At 66.0% G+C, this 24366-nt stretch carries 22 protein-coding genes; 18 read left to right on the top strand and 4 right to left on the bottom strand.

The genetic code is table 11. The features are described 5' to 3' along the window. Nucleotides 1-169: 169 nt before the first annotated feature. Nucleotides 170-295 (bottom strand): type B 50S ribosomal protein L36, encoded by a 126-nt coding sequence (gene ykgO, locus QMX79_RS12115; RefSeq protein WP_017355593.1) that lies wholly within the window; start codon nt 293-295, stop codon nt 170-172. A gap of 193 nt (nt 296-488) precedes the next feature. Here ykgO and cmk point away from each other — a divergent pair, with 193 nt between their 5' ends. The 8 genes from cmk (at nt 489) to galU (ending at nt 8740) form a co-directional block, all read left to right on the top strand. Next, nucleotides 489-1169: a (d)CMP kinase gene (gene cmk, locus QMX79_RS12110; protein WP_068851276.1), complete on the top strand. Its 681-nt coding sequence runs from the start codon at nt 489-491 to the stop codon at nt 1167-1169. A gap of 194 nt (nt 1170-1363) precedes the next feature. Then, on the top strand, nt 1364-3049 hold the full coding sequence (gene rpsA, locus QMX79_RS12105) for a 30S ribosomal protein S1 (RefSeq protein ID WP_070209366.1): 1686 nt from the start codon (nt 1364-1366) through the stop codon (nt 3047-3049). A gap of 89 nt (nt 3050-3138) precedes the next feature. Next, nucleotides 3139-3444: an integration host factor subunit beta gene (locus QMX79_RS12100; RefSeq protein ID WP_017355596.1), complete on the top strand. Its 306-nt coding sequence runs from the start codon at nt 3139-3141 to the stop codon at nt 3442-3444. Between the two features lie 37 nt (nt 3445-3481). Then, nucleotides 3482-3766: a hypothetical protein gene (locus QMX79_RS12095; protein WP_282246968.1), complete on the top strand. Its 285-nt coding sequence runs from the start codon at nt 3482-3484 to the stop codon at nt 3764-3766. 6 nt (nt 3767-3772) lie between these two features. Continuing rightward, complete coding sequence (lapB, locus tag QMX79_RS12090) at nt 3773-4951, top strand: lipopolysaccharide assembly protein LapB (RefSeq protein ID WP_282246967.1); 1179 nt, start codon at nt 3773-3775, stop codon at nt 4949-4951. 3 nt (nt 4952-4954) lie between these two features. Continuing rightward, complete coding sequence (locus QMX79_RS12085; protein WP_282246966.1) at nt 4955-5929, top strand: glycosyltransferase family 4 protein; 975 nt, start codon at nt 4955-4957, stop codon at nt 5927-5929. Between the two features lie 16 nt (nt 5930-5945). Further along, complete coding sequence (locus QMX79_RS12080) at nt 5946-7853, top strand: nucleoside-diphosphate sugar epimerase/dehydratase (protein WP_282246965.1); 1908 nt, start codon at nt 5946-5948, stop codon at nt 7851-7853. Continuing rightward, a complete protein-coding gene (galU, locus tag QMX79_RS12075; RefSeq protein WP_282246964.1) occupies nt 7850-8740 on the top strand; it encodes a UTP--glucose-1-phosphate uridylyltransferase GalU in 891 nt (296 codons plus the stop codon). The genes QMX79_RS12080 and galU overlap by 4 nt, the downstream gene beginning before the upstream one ends. Nucleotides 8741-8880: 140 nt before the next feature. On the opposite strand, the gene QMX79_RS12070 is transcribed toward galU, so the two are convergent. The 3 genes from QMX79_RS12070 to QMX79_RS12060 all read right to left on the bottom strand — a co-directional run bounded on the left by QMX79_RS12070 (nt 8881) and on the right by QMX79_RS12060 (nt 13214). Next, on the bottom strand, nt 8881-10089 hold the full coding sequence (locus tag QMX79_RS12070) for an acetyl-CoA C-acyltransferase (RefSeq protein ID WP_282246963.1): 1209 nt from the start codon (nt 10087-10089) through the stop codon (nt 8881-8883). A 19-nt stretch (nt 10090-10108) separates the two neighbouring features. After that, nucleotides 10109-12481 carry a 3-hydroxyacyl-CoA dehydrogenase/enoyl-CoA hydratase family protein gene (locus QMX79_RS12065; protein WP_095364621.1) on the bottom strand — a complete coding sequence of 791 codons (2373 nt, stop codon included), beginning with the start codon at nt 12479-12481 and terminating at the stop codon, nt 10109-10111. A gap of 70 nt (nt 12482-12551) precedes the next feature. After that, nucleotides 12552-13214, bottom strand: a complete 663-nt coding sequence (locus QMX79_RS12060) for a TetR/AcrR family transcriptional regulator (protein WP_282246962.1) — start codon at nt 13212-13214, stop codon at nt 12552-12554. Nucleotides 13215-13490: 276 nt separating this feature from the next. On the opposite strand from QMX79_RS12060, the gene ndk reads away from it, so the two are divergent. The 10 genes from ndk (at nt 13491) to folD (ending at nt 24218) form a co-directional block, all read left to right on the top strand. After that, nucleotides 13491-13916 carry a nucleoside-diphosphate kinase gene (gene ndk, locus QMX79_RS12055; RefSeq protein ID WP_068851305.1) on the top strand — a complete coding sequence of 142 codons (426 nt, stop codon included), beginning with the start codon at nt 13491-13493 and terminating at the stop codon, nt 13914-13916. A gap of 10 nt (nt 13917-13926) precedes the next feature. Beyond that, on the top strand, nt 13927-15132 hold the full coding sequence (gene rlmN / locus QMX79_RS12050; protein WP_093534407.1) for a 23S rRNA (adenine(2503)-C(2))-methyltransferase RlmN: 1206 nt from the start codon (nt 13927-13929) through the stop codon (nt 15130-15132). Continuing rightward, a complete protein-coding gene (gene pilW / locus QMX79_RS12045; protein WP_282246961.1) occupies nt 15119-15916 on the top strand; it encodes a type IV pilus biogenesis/stability protein PilW in 798 nt (265 codons plus the stop codon). Before rlmN ends, pilW begins: the two co-directional genes overlap by 14 nt. A gap of 6 nt (nt 15917-15922) precedes the next feature. After that, the gene (locus QMX79_RS12040; protein WP_282246960.1) at nt 15923-16783 is read left to right on the top strand and encodes a RodZ domain-containing protein; all 861 of its coding nucleotides are present in this window, start codon (nt 15923-15925) and stop codon (nt 16781-16783) included. Nucleotides 16784-16855: 72 nt separating this feature from the next. Beyond that, on the top strand, nt 16856-17494 hold the full coding sequence (locus QMX79_RS12035) for a tetratricopeptide repeat protein (protein ID WP_282246959.1): 639 nt from the start codon (nt 16856-16858) through the stop codon (nt 17492-17494). After that, nucleotides 17494-18702 (top strand): outer membrane protein assembly factor BamB, encoded by a 1209-nt coding sequence (gene bamB / locus QMX79_RS12030; RefSeq protein WP_282246958.1) that lies wholly within the window; start codon nt 17494-17496, stop codon nt 18700-18702. The genes QMX79_RS12035 and bamB overlap by 1 nt, the downstream gene beginning before the upstream one ends. A 12-nt stretch (nt 18703-18714) precedes the next feature. Continuing rightward, complete coding sequence (gene der / locus QMX79_RS12025; RefSeq protein WP_282246957.1) at nt 18715-20112, top strand: ribosome biogenesis GTPase Der; 1398 nt, start codon at nt 18715-18717, stop codon at nt 20110-20112. Between the two features lie 27 nt (nt 20113-20139). Continuing rightward, nucleotides 20140-21279, top strand: a complete 1140-nt coding sequence (gene moeB, locus QMX79_RS12020; protein ID WP_282246956.1) for a molybdopterin-synthase adenylyltransferase MoeB — start codon at nt 20140-20142, stop codon at nt 21277-21279. Nucleotides 21280-21404: 125 nt separating this feature from the next. Continuing rightward, complete coding sequence (locus QMX79_RS12015) at nt 21405-23231, top strand: monovalent cation:proton antiporter-2 (CPA2) family protein (RefSeq protein ID WP_282246955.1); 1827 nt, start codon at nt 21405-21407, stop codon at nt 23229-23231. A 111-nt stretch (nt 23232-23342) separates the two neighbouring features. After that, nucleotides 23343-24218 (top strand): bifunctional methylenetetrahydrofolate dehydrogenase/methenyltetrahydrofolate cyclohydrolase FolD, encoded by an 876-nt coding sequence (gene folD, locus QMX79_RS12010; RefSeq protein ID WP_282246954.1) that lies wholly within the window; start codon nt 23343-23345, stop codon nt 24216-24218. The last annotated feature ends 148 nt before the right edge of the window (nt 24219-24366 follow it).

Below are 24366 nucleotides of genomic sequence, written 5' to 3'. Positions count from 1 at the left end.
GTTATCAAGAATGGGGTCACGACCAACGGTCGTGACCTACCGGCAAATCACCCACGACCGGCGGTCGTGGCCTACCCGGCGATTACAACAAAATTGGCAATAAAAAACCGCCCGGAGGCGGCTTTTTATTCAGGCAGGTCGCGACCGGTGGCCGTGACGCCCTAAAGGCTCAGCGCTGGCGAGCCTTGAAACGCGGGTTCGACTTGCAGATCACGAAGATCTTGCCGCGACGACGGACGACCTTGCAGTCACGGTGGCGGGACTTGGCCGACTTCAGGGAAGACAGGACTTTCATTGCATACCTCGGCGTAAACGTGGATTCGGTTGGAGCGCGGCCGCGATATGCAGATGACAATCGGCAGGTGACGCCCGTTCAAGCCCGCCATTCTACCGGGCTTTTTTCCATCCTTTCAAGTGCTTGCACTAAAAATGTCTTGGACGGGGCCGGGCAGGGGCTAGAATGGGGGGTCAAATCCACAGGGAACCCCATGAACCAGCCTTCTCCCGTGCTCACCATCGACGGCCCGTCCGGGGCCGGCAAGGGGACCGTCAGCCGCATTGTCGCACGCCGGCTGGGCTGGCATTACCTGGATTCGGGCGCCCTGTACCGCGCCGTGGGCGTAGCCGCCAGCTGGGCCGATATCGACACCTCCGACGCCTCGGCGCTGGTCCGCTGCACCTTCGACACCCATGTCCGCTTCGTCGAGGCCGACGACGGCAGCCTGCGTGTCATCGTCAATGAGACTGACGCCACCGACGAGCTGCGGCTGGAAACCACCGGTGCCCTGGCCTCGGCCATTGCCGCCATTCCCGAGGTCCGTGCTGCCCTGAAGGAGCGTCAACGCGCATTCAGGGTTCTCCCCGGGCTGGTGGCCGACGGCCGCGACATGGGGACCGTGATCTTCCCCGATGCCCCATTCAAGGTCTTCCTGACGGCCAGTGCCGAAGAGCGCGCCGAGCGCCGGCATAACCAGTTGAAAGACAAGGGGGTTTCTGTTAACTTTGATGACCTCCTGCGCGAGATCATGGCCCGCGACGCCCGTGATGCACAGCGCACAGTGGCGCCCCTGAAGCCGGCAGACGATGCCGTCGTCATCGACACCAGTGGTATCGGCATCGACGAAGTCGTTGCCAAGGTACTGGATCTGCTTCCGGTTTCGGGTGCCTGATCCGTTGCAAGGAGGCCGCCAATCCATCGGCGGTAGTCGCACCAGCGCAATGCAGTAAAAGCTCCGTCCCGCAATGATGCGTGGCGGTTTTCCTACTTCACACACGACCTGCGTTTCCGGGGTCGACCAACAGGCGGGCAGTAAACGGAACCCTCGCGGGGACCAATGCCCATGTGTCCAACAGAGTAAATCTAATGACCGAATCATTTGCCGAACTGTTTGAAGCCAGCCAGGCCAATCTGGCCAAGCTGAAGCCGGGCGCCATCGTCAGCGGTGTTGTCGTTGAAGTCCGCGGCGACGTCGTGGTGATCAACGCCGGCCTGAAGTCCGAAGGCATCGTGCCGATCGAACAGTTCCGTAACGACGCCGGCGAAATCGACGTCGCCGAAGGCGATGTCGTCAAGGTCGCCCTCGACTCGATCGAGAACGGCTTCGGTGAAACCGTCCTGTCGCGCGAGAAAGCCAAGCGCGCCATGGTGTGGGACGAGCTGGAAGAAGCCCTGGAAAAGAACGAAACCATCACCGGCCGCATCAGCGGCAAGGTCAAGGGTGGTTTCACCGTGGACATCAAGGATGTCCGCGCGTTCCTGCCCGGTTCGCTGGTGGATGTGCGCCCGGTGCGCGACCCGGCCTACCTGGAAGGCAAGGAGCTGGAATTCAAGCTCATCAAGCTGGACCGCAAGCGTAACAACGTCGTGGTCTCGCGCCGCGCTGTCGTCGAAAGCGAGCACTCGGAAGAGCGCGAGCAGCTGATGGACAAGCTGCAGGAAGGCGCGATCCTGAAGGGTGTCGTCAAGAACCTGACCGATTACGGCGCATTCGTGGACCTGGGCGGCATCGACGGCCTGCTGCACATCACCGACATGGCCTGGAAGCGCGTGCGCCATCCGTCCGAAGTCGTGAACGTCGGCGACGAGCTGGACGTGCGCGTGCTGAAGTTCGACCGCGAGCGCAACCGCGTTTCGCTCGGCCTGAAGCAGCTGGGCGAGGATCCGTGGGACAACATCGCCCGTCGTTACCCGGCCAACAGCCGCGTGTTCGGCAAGGTCTCCAACGTCACCGATTACGGCGCGTTCGTCGAGATCGAGCCGGGCGTCGAAGGCCTGGTGCACGTCTCCGAGATGGATTGGACCAACAAGAACGTCAACCCGTCCAAGGTTGTGCAGGTCGGTGACGAAGTTGAAGTCATGGTCCTGGACGTCGACGAGGAGCGTCGCCGCATCTCGCTGGGCATGAAGCAGGTTGCCGCCAATCCGTGGGAAACCTTCGCTGCCATCCACAAGAAGGGCGACAAGGTGTCGGGCCAGATCAAGTCGATCACCGACTTCGGCATCTTCATCGGCCTGGACGGCGGTATCGACGGCCTGGTGCACCTGTCCGACATCAGCTGGAACACCACCGGCGAAGACGTGGTCCGCAACTTCAAGAAGGGCGACAACCTGGACGCCGTCGTCCTGGCCGTCGATCCGGAGCGCGAGCGCATCAGCCTGGGCGTCAAGCAGCTGGAGCAGGATCCGTTCGGTCAGTACATGGCTGCCAACCCGAAGGGTTCGAAGGTCGAAGGCGTGGTCAAGGAAGTGGACGCCAAGGGCGCTACCATCGAACTGGCTGACGGCATCGAAGGTTACGTCTCGGCTCGTGACGTTGCCAACGAGCGCGTCGACGACGCGACCCAGTTCCTGAAGGTCGGCGACAAGGTTGAAGCGAAGTTCGTGGGCATGGATCGCAAGGGTCGTACCCTGCAGCTGTCGATCAAGGCCAAGGACGACGCGGAAATGCGCGAAGTGCTGGAGGAATACCAGTCCTCTTCGGCTTCCAGCGGCACCACCCAGCTCGGCGCGCTGCTGCGTGCCCAGCTGAACGGCAACAAGTCCGAGTAATCGGCCTTACCCGTAGCAGTAGTTTCCTGGACGGCCCGGACAATTGTCCGGGCCGTTTCAGGGTTTGAGACCCTCGACGCGAGTCCGCAATGACCAAATCCGAGTTGATCGAAATCCTGGCGCGCCGACAGGCGCATCTGAAGTCGGACGATGTCGATCTGGCGGTGAAGTCGTTGCTGGAAATGATGGGCGGGGCGCTGGCCGGCGGGGATCGCATCGAGATCCGCGGGTTCGGCAGTTTTTCGTTGCACTACCGGCCGCCGCGGCTGGGGCGCAACCCCAAGACCGGGGAATCGGTCGCACTGCCGGGCAAGCATGTCCCGCATTTCAAACCGGGCAAGGAACTCCGTGAGCGCGTAAGCGCCGTGGTACCGCTGGAAAGCGATCCGGCCTGAGGTACTCTTGACCCCTGAGGGAATGGGAGCTACCACAATGAAAGTCGCACGCCTGTTGATCCTGCTGGCCGTCCTGGTGGCCGGGCTCGTCATCGGTGCCCTCAATTCGCAGGACATGACCCTCAACCTGGGGTTCACTGCCATCCATTCCAGTACCGGCCTGGCCATTACCGTGGCCCTGTTGACCGGTGCGATCATCGGCGCCGGGCTGGTCCTGGTGGGCCTGGTGGTTCCGTTGTATTCCCGACTGCGCAAGGCGCAGAAAGCGGCTCCGGCCGCCGCCCCCGTGGCATCTTCTTCTTCACCTTTCGACGGACGTTGAGCGCCGATGGAATTTGTATCTGAGTGGTTCTGGTTTTTCCTGTTCCTGCCGCTGGCAGCGGTGTCCGGCTGGGTGATCGGCCGGCGCGGTGGCCAGCGCCATGGTGACAACCAGGTCAGCCATCTTTCCAGCACCTACTTCCGTGGCCTGAACTACCTGCTCAACGAGCAGCCCGACAAAGCCATCGAACTGTTCCTGCACATTGCCGAGCTGGACAAGGAAACCTTCGAGACCCAGGTCGCGTTGGGCCACCTGTTCCGCCGCCGTGGCGAGGTTGACCGCGCCATCCGCCTGCACCAGGGGCTGGTCAACCGTACCGACCTGAGCGATGCACAGCGCGTGCAGGCCCTGCTGGCGCTGGGCGAGGACTACATGAAGTCCGGCCTGCTCGACCGTGCTGAAACGGTCTTTACCGAGCTGGCCCAGATCGACCAGCGCGCCCCGCAGGCGCTCAAGCACCTGATCGGCATCTACCAGGCCGAACGCGACTGGGAAAAGGCGATCGACAACGCCACCCGCTACGAAGAAGTCACCGGCGAGCCGATGGGCAAGCTGGTGGGGCAGTTCGAGTGCGAACTGGCCGAGCGCTTCCGGGGTGCCGGCAAGATCGATGAAGCCCGCGCGGCCATTGCCCGTGCCTACCAGGCCGATGCGATGTCGGTGCGTGCCGGCATCATCGAAGGACGCCTGGAAACCGATGCCGGCAATGCCGAAGCGGCCGTGCGTGCGTTCGAGCGTGCCGCCCGCAACGACCCCGAATACCTGCCCGAGGTGCTGCAGCCGTTGATGCAGAACTACCGCAAGGTGGGCGACCTGGGCGGGGCGCGTGCGTTCCTGTCGGAAATGACCGAGCACTATCGCGGCATCGCCCCGGTGCTGGCCCTGACCCAGCTGATGGAAGAGCAGGAGGGCGTGGCCCCGGCGCGCGCCTACCTCGGCCGGCAGCTGAAGGATCGCCCGTCGGTGCGCGGCGAGTCGGCCTTGATCGACCTGACCCTGGCCGAAGGTGCCGATTCCACCGCCACCCTGCACGACCTCAAGCACATCACCGACCAGTTGCTGGTCCGCAATCCGGCCTACCGCTGCACGCGCTGCGGCTTCGGTGCGCGCACCCACCACTGGCAATGCCCCAGCTGCAAGGAGTGGGGCACGGTCAAGCCACTGCTGAACTACGCGGTGCTCTGAGCCATGCCGGCGGTGTGGTGGATGGGACTGCCGGCCGTGCTGGCAGTGGCGGCGGCGCTCACCTGGTGCGCCCGCCTGTACGCGCTGCGGCGCAAGCTGTTCGACCAGCCGGGGGAGCGCCGCAGCCATGTGGTGGCGACCCCGCGCGGGGGTGGCATCGCCATCGTGGTGACCCTGCTGCTGGCCTTGGCCGTGGCGGCGATCGCCTGGCCGACCGCCCGGATGCCGTTGCTGGTGTCGGGGCTGGGCCTGGTGCTGGTGGCCGGGATCGGCTGGTGGGACGACCATCGGCCGCTGCCGGCCGTGCGCCGGTTGCTGGTCCACCTGCTGGCCGCCAGCCTGCTGGCGGGGCTGGTCTGGGACGCGACAGGCAACCCCTGGCAGGCCCTGTTGGCACTGCTCTTCACGACATCCCTGATCAACATCTGGAATTTCATGGATGGGATCAACGGGATCGCGACCAGCCAGGCCATCCTGGCGGGTGGCGCGTTCGCGCTTGTCCTGCCGGGACCCCTGGCCTTGGCCGGTATTGTCCTGGCGTTGGCCTGCCTGGGCTTCCTGCCGTTCAATTTTCCGCGTGCAAGAATCTTCATGGGCGACGTGGGCAGCGGGGCGCTAGGCTATGCCGTCGCAGCCCTGGTCTGCCTGGCCAGCGTGGCCACCGACGTTTCCTGGCTGCTGCTGCTGGTGCCCCTGACCGCGTTCCTCGTGGACGCAGGCTTCACACTGCTTTCGCGCATGCTGTCGGGGCAAAGATGGATGGAGCCCCACACCCAGCATCTTTATCAGCGTGCCGTCAAAAGTGGTGCAACGCACACTTCGGTTACCGGGTCGTATTTTGTTTTTGGTCTGTTCAGTATTACAGTGTTTAATGCTTGCACGTACTTGCAGCCGAGGTGGGAGGCTGCCGTGGCCCTAGCGTGGATATTCTGCGCCAGCGGTCTTTGGCTACTCCTGCGCAAGGGAATGCGCCACTAGAAGGATTGTTTGGTTTATGACGCCTTGGCAGGACCGTTTCACGAGTCTGCTTCCCCGTGCCGCCATCGTGGCCCACGACCTCTTCATGGTCTGGGCGTGCTGGCAGTTGCTGCATGCCGGCCGCTATTCGATGCTGGCCGATGCCCCCTCGTTGCCGCTGTGGAACATCGACACCTCGCTGGTGCTGGTGATCCAGGCCATCGTGTTCTGGCGCGTGGGCCTGTACCGCGGCCTGTGGCGGTTCGCCAGCGTGGCCGACCTGCTGCACATCTTCAAATCCAGCTTCATCGGGTTGCTGGCCATCGTGGTGGTGCTGGCCTACAAGCGCTTCAATGGCGTGCCGATGTCGGTACTGGTGATCTATCCGTTCGCGCTGTCGGCCCTGCTGGGCGCGCCGCGCCTGCTGTACCGGGCATGGAAGGACTACCAGGCGCTGCAGTCGGATGCGACCGCGCGCCGGGTGCTCATCCTGGGCGCCGGCCAGGCCGCCGAAGCGCTGGTGCGTGACCTGCGCCGGTCGGGCGATTTCGAACCGGTCGGCCTGCTCGACGATGCGCCGCACCTGCAGGGGGCCAAGCTGCAGGGCCTGCCGATCCTGGGCACGCTGGACGATGCCGCCTCAGTGGTACGCGAAACGGCGGCCAAGCTGCTGGTGATTGCCATCCCCTCGCTGGATGCCGCCGGCATGCAGCGGGTAGTGGCCATCTGCGAAAGCACCGGAGTGCCGTTCCGCATGGTGCCCAAGCTCAACGACGTACTGCTGGGCCACTCGCTGCCCGGTGAGCTGAAGGAAGTGGCGATCGAGGACCTGCTGGGGCGCAAGCCGATCCTGCCGGACTGGTCGCTGATCCGCGGCTGGCTGGGCGGGCGCACCGTGCTGGTGACCGGCGCCGGTGGTTCGATCGGTTCGGAGCTGTGCCGCCAGTGTGCGCGCCACGGGGCAGGGCGGGTCGTGCTGCTGGAAATGAGCGAGCTGCTGCTGCTCACCATCGAAGCCGAACTCAAGCGCAGCTTCCCCGACCTGGTGGTGGAGGCGGTGCTGGGTGACTGCGGCGACCCGGCGGTGATCCGCCATGCCTTGTCGCTGTCGCAGGTGGATGCGGTGTTCCATGCGGCGGCCTACAAGCAGGTGCCCGTGCTGGAGCGGCAGCTGCGCGAAGCGGTCCGCAACAACATCCTGTCCACCGAAACGGTGGCGCGGGCCTGCGTGGAAGCGCGGATCGAACATTTCGTGTTCATCTCCACCGACAAGGCGGTCGACCCGGTCAATGCGCTGGGTGCCAGCAAGCGCTACGCCGAGATGATCTGCCAGAGCCTGGACCAGAAGACCAGCCACACCCGCTTCGTCACCGTGCGCTTCGGCAACGTGCTGGCCTCGGCCGGCAGCGTGGTGCCGGTGTTCCGCGAACAGATCCTCAAGGGCGGGCCGGTCACGGTCACCGACCCGGAAGTGACCCGCTACTTCATGACCATCCCCGAAGCCTGCCAGCTGATCCTGCAGGCGGCGGCGTCGGCCTCGCACGGGGCGATCTATACGCTCGACATGGGCGAGCCGGTGCCGATCCGGGTGCTGGCCGAGCAGATGATCCGCCTGGCCGGCAAGCAGCCGTACAAGGACATCGCGATCATCTATACCGGTCTTCGTCCTGGCGAGAAGCTGCACGAGACCCTGTTCTATTCGGACGAGGACTACCGCCCGACCGCGCATCCCAAGATCCTGGAGGCCGGCGTGCGCACCTTTGCCCGCGAGCAGGTGCTGGGCAACGTGCCGCGGCTGCGCGAGGCGATCGCCAATTACGATACCGATGCCATCAACAGCATCCTGTTCGCGACCATGCCGGAATTTGCGCCGTTGCAACAGGAATCTCACGTCGAGTCGGCTAAGGTGCTTCCCTTTCCGGCACGAGAGGCCAACAGGCTGTGACGAACAAGCGTATTCGCAAGGCGGTTTTCCCGGTGGCGGGACTGGGCACCCGGTTTCTTCCCGCAACCAAGACGGTTCCCAAGGAAATGCTGCCGATCATCGACCGGCCGCTGATCCAGTACGCCGTGGATGAGGCGATCGAAGCAGGCTGCGACACCCTGATCTTCGTCACCAATCGCTACAAGCACGCGGTGGCCGACTACTTCGACAAGGCCTATGAGCTCGAGCAGAAGCTCGAGCGCGCGGGCAAGACCGAGCTGCTGGAACTGGTGCGCAACGTGCTGCCGGAAGGCGTGCGCGCGGTGTTCGTGACCCAGGCCGAAGCGCTGGGCCTGGGCCATGCGGTGCTGTGCGCCAAGTCCGTGGTGGGCGACGAGCCGTTCGCGGTGCTGCTGCCGGACGACCTGATCTGGAACCGCGGCGACGGCGCGCTGAAGCAGATGGCCGATCTCAACCAGGCCACCGGCGCCAGCGTGATCGCGGTTGAAGACGTCCCGCACGAGAACACCGCCAGCTACGGCATCGTGGCGACCGAGGCCTTCGACGGCCGCAAGGGCCGCATCGCGCAGATCGTGGAAAAGCCCAAGCCCGAGGACGCGCCGAGCGACCTGGCCGTGGTCGGCCGCTACGTGCTCAGCCCGAAGATCTTCGAGCTGCTCGAAGCCACCGGCAAGGGCGCGGGCGGTGAGATCCAGCTGACCGACGCCATCGCCGAGCTGCTGAAAACCGATGAGGTCAACGCGTACCGGTTCGAAGGCACCCGCTTCGATTGCGGTACCCACCTGGGCCTGGTGGAAGCCACCATCCGCTTCGCGCTGGAAAGCCACAAGCTGGGCAAGCCGGCGCGCGAGAAGCTGGCACAGATGCTGGCTGAAGACGAGGGCTGACCCTCCCGTCCAATGCACGCGCATGAAAAAGGCGACCCCAACGGGTCGCCTTTTTTGTTTCTCTGTCCGCCTACCAACGGTAGGCGGCTACCTCTTCTGGCCGGTAGGTACCGACCGTTGGTCGGTACCTGGATTCCGGATTACAACGACTCGAAAATACCCGCTGCGCCCATGCCGGTGCCGATGCACATGGTGACCATGCCGTACTTCTGCTGGCGACGGCGCAGGCCGTGCAGCAGGGTGGCGGTACGGATCGCACCGGTGGCGCCCAGCGGGTGGCCCAGGGCGATGGCGCCGCCCAACGGGTTGACCTTGGACGGGTCCAGGCCGCAATCGCGGATCACCGCCAGCGACTGCGCGGCGAAGGCTTCATTGAGCTCGATCCAGTCCAGCTGGTCCTGGGTCAGGCCGGCCTGCTTGAGCGCCTTGGGAATGGCCGCGATCGGGCCGATGCCCATCACTTCCGGGCGCACGCCGGCGACCGAGAAGCTGACGAAGCGGGCCAGCGGCTTCAGGCCGTAGTCCTTGACCGCCTGTTCCGATGCCAGCAGCACCGCACCGGCACCGTCGCTCATCTGCGAGGAGTTGCCGGCGGTCACCGTGCCACCGAACTGGCCGTTGCGGAATACCGGGCGCAGCTTGGCCAGGCCTTCGGCGGACGAGTCCAGGCGCGGGCCTTCGTCGGTGTCGACGATGCGGTCGCGGGTGATGATGCGGCGGCCGTCGGCCAGGTCCGGCTGGCGGGTGCGCACATCGTACGGGCTGATCTCATCCTTGAAGTCGCCGTTCTGGATCGCGGCGATGGCCTTCTGGTGCGAGGCCAGCGCGAACGCATCCTGCTCTTCGCGGGAGACCTTCCATTCCTCGGCGACCTTCTCGGCGGTGATGCCCATGCCGTAGGCGATGGCCACGTGGTCGTTGTCGAACACGCTTGGTGCCATCGCGATCTTGTTGCCCATCATCGGCACCATCGACATCGATTCGGTGCCGCCGGCCAGCATCAGGTCGGCGTTGCCCAGGCGGATCTGGTCGGCCGCCATCGCCACGGCCTGCAGGCCGGACGAGCAGAAGCGGTTGACGGTCTGGGCGGCGATGGTGTCCGGCAGGCCGGCCAGCAGCACGCCGATGCGCGCCACGTTCATGCCCTGCTCGGCTTCGGGCATGGCGCAGCCGATGATGGCGTCATCGATGCGGTTGACGTCGATGCCCGGCGCCTGCGCGACCACGGACCTGAGCACGTGGGCCAGCATGTCGTCGGGACGGGTATTGCGGAACACGCCCTTGGGCGCCTTGCCAACCGGGGTACGGGTGGCGGCGACGATGTAGGCGTCCTGGATTTGCTTGGTCATTGTGGTGGTCTCTTATAGGTCAGTTGCGCAGCGGCTTGCCGGTCTTGAGCATGTGCGCGATGCGGGCCTGGGTCTTTTCCTGCTGGGCCAGCTCGACGAAGTGCTTGCGCTCCAGGGTCAGCAGCCACTCTTCGTCCACCAGCGTGCCGCGGTCCACTTCGCCACCACACAGCACGGTGGCGATGCGCACGGCGATTTCGTAGTCGTACGGGCTGATGAAGCGGCCCTCGAGCATGTTCACCAGCATCATCTTGAAGGTGGCGATACCCACGTCACCGGCCACCTGGATGCGGCGGGCCGGCATCGGCGGACGGTAGCCGCCTTCGGCCAGCGCCTGCACTTCGGCCTTGGCGATGTGCAGCGCTTCGAAGCTGTTGAACACCACCTTGTCGGTGGCGCGCATCAGGCCCAGTTCCTTGGCGTTGACCGCCGAGTTGGAGACCTTGGCCATGGCCACGGTTTCGAAGGTCTTCTTCAGTTCGGCGAACACATCACCGCCCGGGCCGGCGGCCTGGGAGGCGCGCACCGCCAGTTCCTTCAGGCCACCACCGGCGGGCAGCAGGCCAACGCCGGCTTCCACCAGGCCGATGTAGCTTTCCAGGGCGGCCACGCTCTTGGCGCTGTGCATCTGGAATTCGCAGCCGCCACCCAGGGCCAGCCCGCGCACGGCGGTCACCACCGGCACCAGCGCGTACTTGATCGCCTGGCTGGTGCGCTGGAAGTTGTGCACCATTTCTTCGAACTGGTCGACCTTGCCGGCCTGCAGCAGGCCGAGCGCGCCGGCCAGGTCGGCACCGGCGGAGAAGGGTTCCTTCTGCTGCCAGATCACCAGGCCCTTGAAGCCCTGCTCGGCGCGCTTGATCGCTTCCTGCAGGCCGTTGAGCACGTGGTCGGAGACGGTGTTCATCTTGGTCTTGAAGCTGACCACGGCGATGCCGTCGCCGTCGTGCCACATGCGCACGCCGTCGTTCTCGAACACGGTTTCGCCCGGGCTGAAGGTTTCGCCCAGCAGCGGATCCGGGAAGCGCTGGCGCTGGTACACCGGCAGCGCCGAACGCGGCAGCTTGGCGTTGCGGGTCGGGCTGTAGCTGCCTTCGGCGGCGTGCACGCCGTCCCGGCCATCGAAGACCCAATCCGGCAGCGGGGCGTTGCTCATGCTCTTGCCTGCCACGATGTCATCGGCGATCCACTGCGCGACCTGCTTCCAGCCGGCGGCCTGCCAGGTTTCGAACGGGCCCAGCGACCAGCCGTAGCCCCAGCGGATGGCCAGGTCGACGTCGCGCGCGGTTTCGGCAATGTCGGCCAGGTGGTAGGCGCTGTAATGGAACAGGTCGCGGAAGGTCGCCCACAGGAACTGCGCCTGCGGGTGCTGGCTCTCGCGCAGCTTGGCGAACTTCTCGGCCGGGTTCCTGATCTTCAGGATCTCGACCACTTCCGGCGCGGCGGTGCGATCGGCAGCACGGTAGTCCTGCTTTTCCAGGTCCAGCACCACGATGTCCTTGCCGACCTTGCGGAAGATGCCGGCGCCGGTCTTCTGGCCCAGTGCACCCTTGGCGATCAGCGCGTCCAGCCACTTCGGCGAGGCGAAGTACTGGTGCCACGGGTCGTTGGGCAGGGTGTCGCCCATGGTCTTGATGACGTGGGCCATGGTGTCCAGGCCGACCACGTCGGAGGTGCGGTAGGTGGCCGACTTCGGGCGACCGACCAGCGGGCCGGTCAGGCCATCGACTTCATCGAAGCCCAGGCCGAACTGCTGGGTGTGGAAGATGGTGGACAGGATCGAGAACACGCCGATGCGGTTGCCGATGAAGTTCGGGGTGTCCTTGGCGTACACCACGCCCTTGCCCAGGGTGGTGACCAGGAAGCTTTCCAGGCCTTCCAGCACGGCGGCGTCGGTGGTGGTGGCCGGGATCAGCTCGGCCAGGTGCATATAGCGCGGCGGGTTGAAGAAGTGCACGCCGCAGAAGCGGTGGCGCAGCTGTTCGGGCAGCACGTCGGCGAGCTTGTTGATGCCCAGGCCGGAGGTGTTGGAGGCCAGCACGGCATGATCGGCCACGAACGGGGCGATCTTCTTGTACAGGTCCTGCTTCCAGTCCATCCGTTCGGCGATGGCTTCGATGATCAGGTCGCAGTCGCGCAGCTGCTCCAGGCCGGTTTCATAGTTGGCCGGGGTGATCGCTTCGGCGTACGACTTGCTGGCGAGCGGGGCGGGGCTGAGCTTGCCCAGGTTGGCGATGGCCTTGAGCACGATGCCGTCGGCAGGACCTTCCTTGGCGGGAAGGTCGAACAGCACGGTGTCGACGCCGGCATTGGTCAGGTGGGCCGCGATCTGGGCACCCATGACGCCGGCACCCAGCACGGCGGCGCGGCGGACTAGCAGGGAATTGGACATGTCGATAAGCCTTTGTTGGTCTGGAAGCCGGGCAGGGCCCGGCTCTACGGGGGTGATATGGGGCCCGGCGTTACGGGGTGGCAAGGGGCGTCGCCGCAGCGGTGGTGGCCGCGCTGGCGCGGAAACCGGCTTCGGCGAAATGGATGAGTTCCTGGGCCGCATGGGCACGATGCGCCGCTTCGGTGACACCGGCGGGTCGCTTGATCAGCCCGAAGTCGGCCATGGCGTAGGTCAGCGCGCCGGCCAGGAAGTCCAGCCGCCAATACAGCTCTTCCTTGCTCAGGCCCGGCACGCTGGCGGCGATTGCCTTGCCGAACTCGCGCAGGACGTGGCCGTAGTGGTCGGAGAGGAACTTGCGCAGGTTGTCGTTCTTTTCCGCGTAGGCGCGGGCGATGACGCGGACGAACGCGCCCCCGGTCTGGCGGTCCTGGGCCATGGCCAGCGCCGGTTCGACGAACGCCGCCAGCACCGGGCGCAGTTGCCCCGGGTGGTCGCGCCGGGCGTTGTCCAGCTGCGCGAGGCGGGCGGCGGTCATCTCGTCCATGCGCCGGCGGAACACTTCGTTGACCAGGTTTTCCTTGGAGCCGAAGTGGTAGTTCACCGCGGCGATGTTCACATCGGCCTGGCTGGTCACCTGGCGCAGCGACGTCCCGGCGAACCCGTGCAGGGCGAACAGCTCCTCGGCAGCGCCGAGAATGCGGTCCTTGGTGGAGAAGTGGGCAGGTTTGGCCATGGGCGGGGCAGGGGTTCAATCAAACGATTGTTTGATATTAGACCTCGGCATCGCCGCTGGCATGCTGCGGCGCACAAGATGTTGCTGCCCGTTCATGCCTGCCAACCTGAACGGCGGGCTCCCCTTCACGGCGCAGGGCTGTGACGCAGGGCGTGGCAAGACGTACCCAGAGGTTGTAGAATCACGCCACGTATATAGGCTAAGCCCGCGTTTCGACGCGGGTTTTTTTCATGTTACTCTCGGGCTGATCAGTGGCCCGCCCAACGGAGAATTCCCATGGCGCTGGAGCGCACCCTTTCCATCATCAAGCCGGACGCCGTCGCCAAGAACGTCATCGGTGAAATCTACGCCCGCTTCGAAAAGGCTGGCCTGAAGGTCGTGGCTGCCAAGTACAAGCAGCTGTCGCGCCGTGAAGCCGAAGGCTTCTACGCCGTGCACAAGGAGCGTCCGTTCTTCAACGCGCTGGTCGAGTTCATGATCTCCGGCCCGGTGATGATCCAGGCGCTGGAAGGCGACAACGCCGTGCTGGCCCACCGCGACCTGCTGGGCGCCACCAATCCGAAGGACGCTGCGCCGGGCACCATCCGCGCCGACTTCGCCGATTCCATCGATGCCAATGCCGCCCACGGCTCGGACTCGGTCGAGAATGCCGCGATTGAAATCGCGTACTTCTTCGCCGCGACCGAAGTGGTCTCGCGCTGAGAGTAATGCCGTGAACGAGGTCGTACAGCCCAACGCCATCCCCATCGTGCTCGCCCAGGGCGCGCCGGTGGCCAAGCAGAACCTGCTCGACCTCGATCGCGAGGGATTGGAGCGCTTCTTCGCCGAGACACTCGGCGAAGCGCGCTACCGTGCCCACCAGGTGATGAAGTGGATCCACCACCACTACGTCACCGATTTCGACCAGATGACCGACCTGGGCAAGGCGCTGCGCAGCAAGCTGCAGCAGCATGCCGAAGTCCGCGTGCCGAACATCGTCTTCGACAAGCCGTCGGCCGACGGTACCCACAAGTGGCTGCTGGCCATGGGCACCGATGGCAAGAACGCGATCGAAGCGGTCTACATCCCGGATAAGAACCGCGGCACGCTGTGCGTGTCGTCGCAGGTGGGCTGCGCGCTGAACTGCACGTTCTGCTCCACCGCCACCCAGGGCTTCAACCGCAACCTCTCCACCGCCGAAATCATCGGCCAGGTGTGGGTGGCGGCGCGCCACCTGGGCAACATCCCGCACAAGCAGCGTCGCCTCACCAACGTGGTGATGATGGGCATGGGCGAGCCGTTGATGAATTTCGACAACGTCGTGCGCGCCATGAGCGTGATGCGCGACGACCTGGGCTACGGCCTGGCCAACAAGCGCGTGACCCTGTCGACCTCCGGCCTGGTGCCGCAGATCGACCGCCTGTCCGCCGAAAGCGATGTGTCGCTGGCGGTGTCGCTGCATGCGCCCAATGACGCGCTGCGCGAGACCCTGGTGCCGCTCAACAAGAAGTACCCGATCGTGGAGCTGATGGCCTCGTGCGCGCGCTACCTGCGTGCCAACAAGCGCCGCGAATCGGTCACCTTCGAATACACCCTGATGAAGGGCATCAACGACCAGCCCGAGCACGCCCGCCAGCTGGCGCGGCTGATGCGCCAGTTCGACAATGCCGTGCAGGCCTCGCATTCGGGCAAGGTCAACCTGATTCCGTTCAATCCGTTCCCCGGTACCCGCTATGAGCGCTCCGGTGATGCGGAGATCCGCGCCTTCCAGAAGATCCTGCTGGACCAGCAGGTGCTGACGATGGTGCGGCGCACCCGCGGCGACGACATCGATGCCGCCTGTGGCCAGCTCAAGGGCCAGGTGATGGATCGTACCCGCCGCCAGGCCGAGTTCAACAAAACGCTCCAGGATGGGAAAAACCGGGATGCCGCTGCCTGACCGCCGATTGCCAGCCGTTCTTTTCGTCGCGCTGGCACTCGCCGGGTGTGGCAACAAAGGCGTCAAACCCCCGACCGCACCCTTGGGCATCGCACCCGAATACGTGGCGCGCGACAACGCCGACACCCGTCGCCGGGTGAGCTACCAGGACCAGATGACATTGTCGGCCGAGGCGTTCCGCGCCGGGGCGATGGATGTTTCCGAGAAGCGCGCCAGGAGCGCGCTCAAGCTGGATGCGGGCCGGCCGGATGCCTACATCATGCTGGCGGCGCTGGCCAACCGGCGCGGTGACGATGCCGCAGCCGGTCCGCTGTTCCAGAAGGCGGCCGAGTTGGCGCCGGACAGCGGCGAAGTGCTCAACAACTATGGCGCGTGGTTATGTGGTCATGGCCGTGCCACCGAAGCGCTGCCGCTGTTCGACCGGGCCGTTGCAGCGCCGGGTTACCGCACGCCGGCCGCGGCGCTGGCCAACGCAGGCGGCTGTGCGCTTGATGCCGGCCAGCCCGAGCGCGCCGTGCGTGACCTGCGCCGGGCGCTGGCGCTGGATCCGGCCAACCCCTATGCGCTGGAGGCCATGGCCCGCAACGAACATGCCCAGGGCCGCTTTTTCGAGGCCCGGGCCTTCGTGCAACGGCGTCTTGCGGCTGCACCGGCCACACGTTCCGTGTTACAACTTGCCTCTCAAATCGAGGCGCAGCTTGGCGACACAGTGGCATCCGGTCGTTATCTGCAGCGAATTCGCGACGAATTTCCGCAGGATGCGGCTCCTAATTCCCGGGGTTGAAGCATTGTGATTGATGACCAGACTGTGAACGCTTTTGATACTGCGGCCGGCTGTGGAGCGCGTCTCCGGCAGGCGCGGGAAGCGGCAGGACTGACGCTCGAAGCAGTGGGGCAGCAGTTGCGCATGCCGGTGCAGGTGGTGAAGTCACTGGAAGCCGAGCAGTGGGATCGCCTCGGTGCGCCGGTGTTCGTCCGCGGCCAGCTCAAAAGCTATGCGCGCCTGCTCAAGGTCGACCTGGGTGATGTGCTGGACCAGGCCCACATCGGGCCGGTGGTGCCGCCGCAGCTGGTCAGCCACACCCATACCCCGCGGGCCCGCCGTATCGCCGAGAGCCTCGGCCGTCGCGCCCTGTATGTCGGCATCACCGCCGTGCTGGCCGTGCCGGTGTGGTTCGCCACCCGCGGCCATTTCGACAGTGCCTCGACCACCCCCAATACCGCGTCGCTGGATGTGATTCCCGCCGCCGTACCGGTGGCAGGCACCGCGCCGGCTGCCCAGGCGACGCCGGTGGTGACGCCTGCGCCGTCGACGGCGCCGTCGGCCCCCTACCTGGCCTCGTTGACCCCGGTGCCCCGGCCCACGGCCGCCGCGCCGGCGCCGGCCGGTGCGCTCAGCCTGCAGTTCAAGGGCGACAGCTGGGTGGATATCGCCGCGCCCGATGGCAGCACCGTCGAGAAGGCCCTGATCAAGTCGGGCGAAACCCGCACCTTCAGCCCGGGCCAGGTCGCCCGCATGGTGCTCGGCAATGCGTCGGCGGTGGAGGTTCAGCAGGCCGGCACCATCATCGACCTTTCGCCCTACCAGCGAGCCAACGTGGCACGCTTTACGGTATCCTCTGACGGCTCCGTGGCTCCGGTTTCACACTGAGCCGCGTTTCCCGATTCATTTCGACAATCCAATTCAAACAGTCCCTCCTGACGGGCAGGGGCGAGAGTACGCATGGCGATCGACGACCTGCTCGACGAGCACGAACAAAGTGAACGCGTCCGCAGCTGGCTGCGGAAGAATGGTGTCAGCATCATCGCCGGCGTGGCGATTGCCATCGGCGGCATCGCCGGCTGGCAGTGGTGGCAGAAAGAGCAGGGCAGCCACCTGGCGGGCGCCCACGGCGAGTACCAGGTGGTGCTCAAGCAGCTGCAGGACAAGAAGCTGGACGAAGCGGCCAAGGGCGTGAAGACGCTGGAAGGCGGCAAGGTCCAGGTCTACGGCGACCTGGCAGCGCTGCAGCTGGCCAAGGCGCAGGTCGATGCAGGCAAGAACGAGGAGGCCCTGGCCACCCTTCGTGCCATCAAGGCCGACCCGGAATACAAGGCTGCGATCGACCAGCGCATTGCGCGCCTGTTGATCGCCACCGGCAAGCACGATGAAGCCATCGCGCTGCTGGACGGTGCCACCGACAGTGCGAGCCTGGAAATCCATGGCGACGCCTTGATGGCGCTGGGCAAGCGTGACGAAGCCCGCGGGCAGTATGAGAAGGCGCTCAAGACGCTGGATGTGGCAGCGCCCCAGCGGCGCGTGCTGGAAACCAAAGTGATGGATGCCGGTGGCACCGTCACCGAGCCTGCGGAGTCGGTGTAATGAAGCAGATGGTCATGATCAAGCGCGTAGCCACCCTGGTGTTGATGGGCGTGGCGTTGTCCGGCTGCACCACCGTCAAGGGCTGGTTCGCCGGCAAGGACGCGGAGGCCAAGAAGGCGCTGGAACCGGCCGAGCTGGTCAAGTTCGAGCCGACCGCGAAGGTCGACCGGATCTGGAGCACCGGCCTGGGCAAGGGCGAGAAGCGCATCGGCGTTCGCCAGGGCCCGGTCGTGGCGGATGGCCGCGTGTACGCGGCCGCCATCACCGGCGGCGTGCATGCGCTGGACCTGCAGACCGGCAAGACGGTCTGGACCTACGAGCCGGCCAAGGTCAAGAAGCAGCCCAAGCTGCGCCTGTCCGGTGGCCCGGGCGTCGGCGAAGGCCTGGTGGTGATCGGTACGCTGGATGGCCAGGTCATCGCACTGGACGCCAACGACGGCAGCGAAAAGTGGCGCGCCAAGGTGCCGGGCGAAGTGATCGCCGCGCCGGCGATCGCCCAGGGCATCGTGTTCGTGCGCAGCAATGATGGCCGGGTGACCGCCCTGGATGCCGGCAACGGCACCCAGAAGTGGTTCAACCCGCGTGAGCTGCCCATGCTGACCGTGCGCGGCAACGCGCCGGTGGTGGCCGGCCCGGGCGTGCTGTTCATCGGCAACGATGACGGCAGCGTCTCCGCGCTGGGCATGCAGGACGGCCGCACCGTGTGGGACCAGATGGTCGCCAACGGCGAAGGCCGCACCGAGCTGGACCGCATGTCCGACGTGGACGGCGCCCCGGTGCTGGAAGGCAACACGCTGTTCGTGAGCAGCTTCAAGAACCAGACCATGGCGATCGAAGGCCCGACCGGCCGTCCGCTGTGGGCGCGTGATCATGGCGGCGCCGGTGGCGTGGCCCTGACCTCGGGCAATGTGATCGTCACCGACAACAAGGGCGGCGTGTTCGGCCTGGACAAGGCCAGCGGCAGCGCCATGTGGTCGCAGACGGGCCTGGCCCGGCGTTCGCTGACCGGGCCGGTCATCCACGGCGATTACGTTGTGGTCGGTGACTACAAGGGTTATCTGCACTGGTTGCGGACGGACAATGGTGAACTGGCCGCGCGCGCCAAGAGTGGCGGCGATGCCCTGCTGGCGCAGCCGGTGGTCGCCGATGGGATTCTGCTGGTGCAGAACGTTGATGGAAAGCTGACCGCATTCCGGTTGGCACAATAAGGAGTTACCGCGATGCTGCCCTTGGTCGCCCTGGTTGGACGGCCGAACGTCGGCAAGTCCACCATTTTCAATGCGCTGACCCGTACCCGTGACGCCCTGGTCCATGACCAGCCCGGCGTCACCCGGGATCGCAACTATGGTGTTTGCCGTCTGGACGAGGACAACCATTTCCTCGTCGTCGACACGGGCGGTATCTCGGAGGATGACGAAGGCCTGGCCGGCGCGACCGCCGACCAGGCGCGTGCTGCCGCCGGCGAAGCCGATCTGATCCTGTTCGTGGTGGATGCCCGTGACGGCACCTCCGCGCTGGATGACGAGATCCTGTCGTGGCTGCGCAAGCTGTCGCGGCCGACCCTGCTGTTGATCAACAAGATCGACGGCACCAACGAAGACACCGTGCGCGCGGAATTCGCCCGCTACGGGTTCAGCGAAATGCTGACCGTGTCCGCGGCCCACCGCCAGGGCCTGGACGACCTGCTTGAGGAAGTGGTCCAGCGCCTGCCTGAAGAGGGCAGCGGCGAGGAGATGGACAACGATCCGAACCGGATGCGCATTGCCTTCGTCGGCCGCCCCAACGTGGGCAAGTCGACCCTGGTCAACCGCATTCTCGGCGAAGAACGGATGATCGCCTCGGAAGTGCCCGGAACCACCCGCGACTCGATCGCGGTGGACCTGGAGCGTGACGGCCGCGAATACCGCCTGATCGACACCGCCGGCCTGCGTCGCCGGGGCCGGGTCGAAGAGGTGGTGGAAAAGTTCAGCGTCATCAAGACCCTGCAGGCCATCGAGCAGTGCCAGGTGGCCGTGCTGATGCTGGACGCCACCGAAGGCGTGACCGACCAGGACGCTACCGTGCTGGGCGCCGTGCTGGATGCCGGGCGTGCGTTGGTGGTGGCGATCAACAAGTGGGATGGCCTGACCGACTACCAGCGCGAACAGGCCGAAGCGCTGGTCTCGCGCAAGCTGGGCTTCGTGCCGTGGGCTGAAACGGTGCGCATCTCGGCCAAGCACGGCTCGGGCCTGCGCGAGCTGTTCCGTGCGATCCACCAGGCGCATGCCTCGGCGACCCACGAATTCAGCACCAGCGAAGTCAACAAGGCGCTGGAAATCGCCTACGAGACCAACCCGCCGCCGGCGATCCGTGGTCACGTCTCCAAGCTGCGTTACGTGCACCCGGGCGGCTCCAACCCGCCGACCTTCATCGTGCATGGCACGCGCCTGAAGGAACTGCCGGAGTCGTACAAGCGCTACCTGGAAAACTTCTTCCGCAAGCGTTTCAAGCTGATCGGCACGCCGGTGCAGTTCATCTTCCGCGAGGGTGCCAACCCTTACGAGGGCAAGAAGAACGTGCTGAGCGAACGGCAGATTGCCAAGAAGAAGCGCCTGATCAAGCACGTAAAGGGTCGGTAAGCGAACTCGACGGCGGCATAATGCGTTATGACCGCCGTCCCCGAGATCACTCCCGACCAGGCCCGCAAGCGCCTCACTGAAGGCGCCTTGCTGATCGATGTGCGTGAAGCGCACGAGCGCGCCACCGGCATGGCCGAGGGCGCACTCGGCATCGCGAAAGCGGAGCTCCAGGCAGATCCGTCTGCCCACCTCCCGTCATACGACCGCGAACTCATCCTGATCTGCCAGAGCGGCAAGCGCTCCCTGGAAGCGGCACAGGCGCTGGTCGAGCTCGGCTACACCCACATCGCCTCCGTCCACGGCGGCACCACCGCCTGGCGTGCTGCGGGGCTGCCGCTCGTGCGGCCGCTGCAGAGCGACGACGAGCGCGATTTCAACGAACGCTACTCACGCCACCTGCTGCTGCCGCAGGTCGGGGTTGCCGGCCAGCAGGCGCTGCTCGGCGCCCGGGTGCTGCTGCTGGGCGCTGGCGGCCTTGGCTCACCGGCGGCCTTCTACCTGGCCGCCGCAGGGGTAGGGCACCTGCGCATCGCCGATGACGACGTGGTGGACCGCAGCAACCTGCAGCGGCAGATCCTGCATACCGAGGCCAGCATCGGCGAGCCCAAGGTGCATTCGGCCCGCGAACGGCTGCTGGCGCTCAATCCCGGGCTGGACGTCGAAGCGGTGCAGGCGCGGGTGACCTCGGACAACATCGATGCGCTGCTCGACGGCGTGGACGTGGTGCTGGACGGGTCGGACAACTTCCCGCTGCGCTACCTGCTCAACGATGCCTGCATCCAGCACGCGATCCCGCTGGTTTACGGCGCGGTGGAGCGTTTCACCGGCCAGGTGTCGGTGTTCGACGCCGGCCGCCATCGTGGCCAAGCGCCGTGCTACCGCTGCCTGTTCCCGGAACCGCCACCGCCCGAGTTCGCACCGAATTGCGCCGAGGCCGGGGTGCTGGGCGTCCTGCCGGGCATGGTCGGCCTGCTGCAGGCCACGGAAGTGCTCAAGCTGCTGCTGGGTATCGGTGAACCGCTGGTGGGGCGGCTGCTGACCTTCGACGCACTGGGCATGCGGTTCCGCGAGATCCGCCTGGGGCCGGACCCCGCCTGCCCACTGTGTGCACCCGGCCGGGCCTTCCCGGGCTACATCGACTACGCCGCGTTCTGTGCGGGTCCGTAGGACGATATGGTTAATTACTGATCGATCGTTCCATTCCCGGCACGATCATGCGCACCTGCGTGCTATGTCCCTGCGTCAACTTGTCCTATCGTGATGGCTGCTCGGAGTTGCAAGGAACAGACCGCATGGCGGTGGAAGCAGGTGCCAGTGAACTGGTGAAAGTAGTCGCCCTGCTGGGTGCGGCAGTGGTGATGGTGCCGTTGTTCCGCCGGCTGGGATTGGGCTCGGTGCTGGGCTACTTCGCGGCCGGGTTGGCGATCGGTCCGTTCGGCTTCGGTTGGTTCTCCGATCCGCAGGCGATCCTGCATACGGCCGAACTGGGCGTGGTGATGTTCCTGTTCGTGATCGGACTGGAAATGCGGCCTTCGCACCTGTGGAGCCTGCGCAGGGAAATTTTCGGGCTGGGCACGCTGCAGATCGTGGTCTGCGGTGCCGTGCTCACCGGGGTGTGCATGCTGTTCGGGTTCCCACTGCCGGTGGCCTTCATCGGTGCGGCCGGTTTCGTGCTGACTTCCACCGCGGTGGTGATGCAGCTGCTGGCCGAGCGTGGCGATATCGCGCTGCCGTCCGGGCAGAAGATCGTCTCGATCCTGTTGTTCGAAGATCTGCTGATCGTGCCGCTGCTGGCGGTGGTCGCCTTCATGGCGCCAGTGCAGGCCGATGCCGGAACCGGCTCGCGCTGGATCAGCGTGGCCATCGCCGCCGGCGCGATCATCGGGCTGGTGCTGGTCGGCCGCTTCCTGCTCAACCCGCTGTTCCGCATCCTGGCTGCCGCCAAGGCGCGCGAGGTGATGACCGCCGCCGCATTGCTGGTGGTGCTGGGCGCTGCGCTGCTGATGCAGCTGGGCGGGTTGTCGATGGCGATGGGCGCATTCCTGGCCGGCGTGCTGCTCAGCGAATCCACCTTCCGCCACCAGATCGAAGCCGACATCGAACCGTTCCGCGGCATCCTGCTCGGGCTGTTCTTCCTCAGCGTGGGCATGGCGCTGGACCTCACCGTGGTGGCCAACAACTGGCCGCTGATCGTGTCCGGCGTGCTGGCCCTGATGCTGGCCAAGGCGGTGTGCATCTATGTGGTTGCGCGCATCCTGGGCAGCGACCACCGCCAGGCGCTGGATCGCGGCGTGGTGATGGCACAGGGCGGCGAATTCGCCTTCGTGCTGTTCTCGGCCGCGGCCACCGCCGGGGTGATCGGCATCGAGGTCAACGCCAACCTGACCGCCATCGTGGTGCTGTCGATGGCGCTCACCCCGCTGTTCGTGCTGCTGCACGACAAGCTGATGCCGGCGCGCGAGGTCTCGCTGGAAGGCGTGGACACCGCCGAGGGCATGTCCGGCAGCGTGCTGATGATCGGCTTCGGCCGCTTTGGCCAGGTAGCCAGCCAGTCGCTGCTGGCGCGCGACGTGGACGTGACCATCATCGACAACGACGTGGACATGATCCACAACGCCGAGCGCTTCGGCTTCAAGATCTATTACGGCGACGGCACCCGGCTGGACGTGCTGCATGCGTCGGGCGCGGCCACCGCGCGGGCCATCGCGGTGTGCGTCAACAACGCGCAGGATGCCGACCGCATCGTCGAGCTGGTCGCGCATGAGTTCCCGCAGGCCAAGCTGCTGGTGCGTTCGTTCGACCGCGAACATTCGCTGCGCCTGATCCATGCGGGCGTGGACTTCCAGATCCGCGAGACCTTCGAGTCGGCGCTGCTGTTCGGCCAGGCCGCGCTGGTGGAACTGGGGGCGGAGGAAGACGATGCACGCGACATCGCCGAGCAGATCCGCGAACGCGACGCCGAGCGTTTCGAGCTGGAGATGGCCGGCGGCGACCTGCGTGCCGGCGCCCACATGGTGTTCGGTACCGCGCTGCCCGGCGTGCCCACGCCGACCCCGTTCACCGCACCCAAGCGCAAGGCGCGCACCCTCAACGCGGATGAAGTGCCGGAAGAGGAATGACGCGCGTGAGCGCGACCGCAGCGTAGGGCCGGGCCATGCCCGGCTGCGATGGTGTTCGGCGGCACGTTAATCGGGGACAATACCCTTCCGCCGCCCCACGCCCCGCATTCGATGAACGATTCCGCCCCCCGTCATTCCGCCCGCATCCTGGACGGACGCCGCATCGCCGAAGACCTGCTGGACAGCCTGAAGGTGCGCGTTGACGCCCGCCTGGCCGCCGGTGGCAGCCGGCCGGGGCTGGCCGTGGTGCTGGTGGGCGGCGACCCGGCCTCGACCGTGTATGTGCGCAACAAGCGCCGTGCCGCCGAGAAGGTCGGGATCGAGGCGTTCGATTACGACCTGCCGGCCGGCACCGGCGAAGCCGAGCTGCTGACCCTGATCGACCAGCTCAATGCGGACCCCAAGATCCACGGCATCCTGGTCCAGCTGCCGCTGCCGGGCATCCCCGACGCCAGCCGCCTGATCCACCGGATCGACCCGCGCAAGGACGTGGACGGTTTCCACCCGGAGAACGTCGGCCACCTGGCCCTGCGCGAATTCGGCCTGCGCCCGTGTACCCCGCGTGGCATCACCACGCTGCTGGGCCACACCGACCAGCCGGTGCGTGGCCGCAACGCCACCATCGTGGGCGTGAGCAACCACGTGGGCCGGCCGATGGGCCTGGAACTGCTGATCGCCGGCTGCACCGTGACCAGCTGCCACAAGTTCACCCCTAAGGACGTGCTGGAGCAGTCGGTGCGCAACGCCGACATCCTGGTGGTGGCGGTAGGCCGCCCCGGCATCGTGCCGGGCGAGTGGGTCAAGCCGGGTGCGGTGGTGATCGACGTGGGCATCAACCGCCTGGACGACGGCCGCCTGGTCGGCGACGTGGGCTTCGAGGCGGCGGCCGAACGGGCCAGCTGGATCACCCCGGTCCCGGGTGGGGTAGGGCCGATGACGGTCGCTACCCTGATGCAGAACACGATCGAGGCCGCCGAAGCGTCCTGACGCAGGACCGCCGTGACGACCAGCGGTCGTCACCTACCGGCCGGCGACCGCATTGACCGGAGGCGGTAGCGCACGACCGTTGGTCGTGCGGCCCGTCCGCCGAACCGCTGCATGAACGCGCTGCGCCTGCGCGACACAGCGTCGCATC

The sequence above is a fragment of the Stenotrophomonas sp. PS02300 genome (genome assembly GCF_029959395.1).
Lineage (GTDB): Bacteria > Pseudomonadota > Gammaproteobacteria > Xanthomonadales > Xanthomonadaceae > Stenotrophomonas > Stenotrophomonas maltophilia_AD.
Note: the sequence above shows the minus strand (reverse complement) of the source record. Positions and strands in the feature narration are given on the sequence as shown.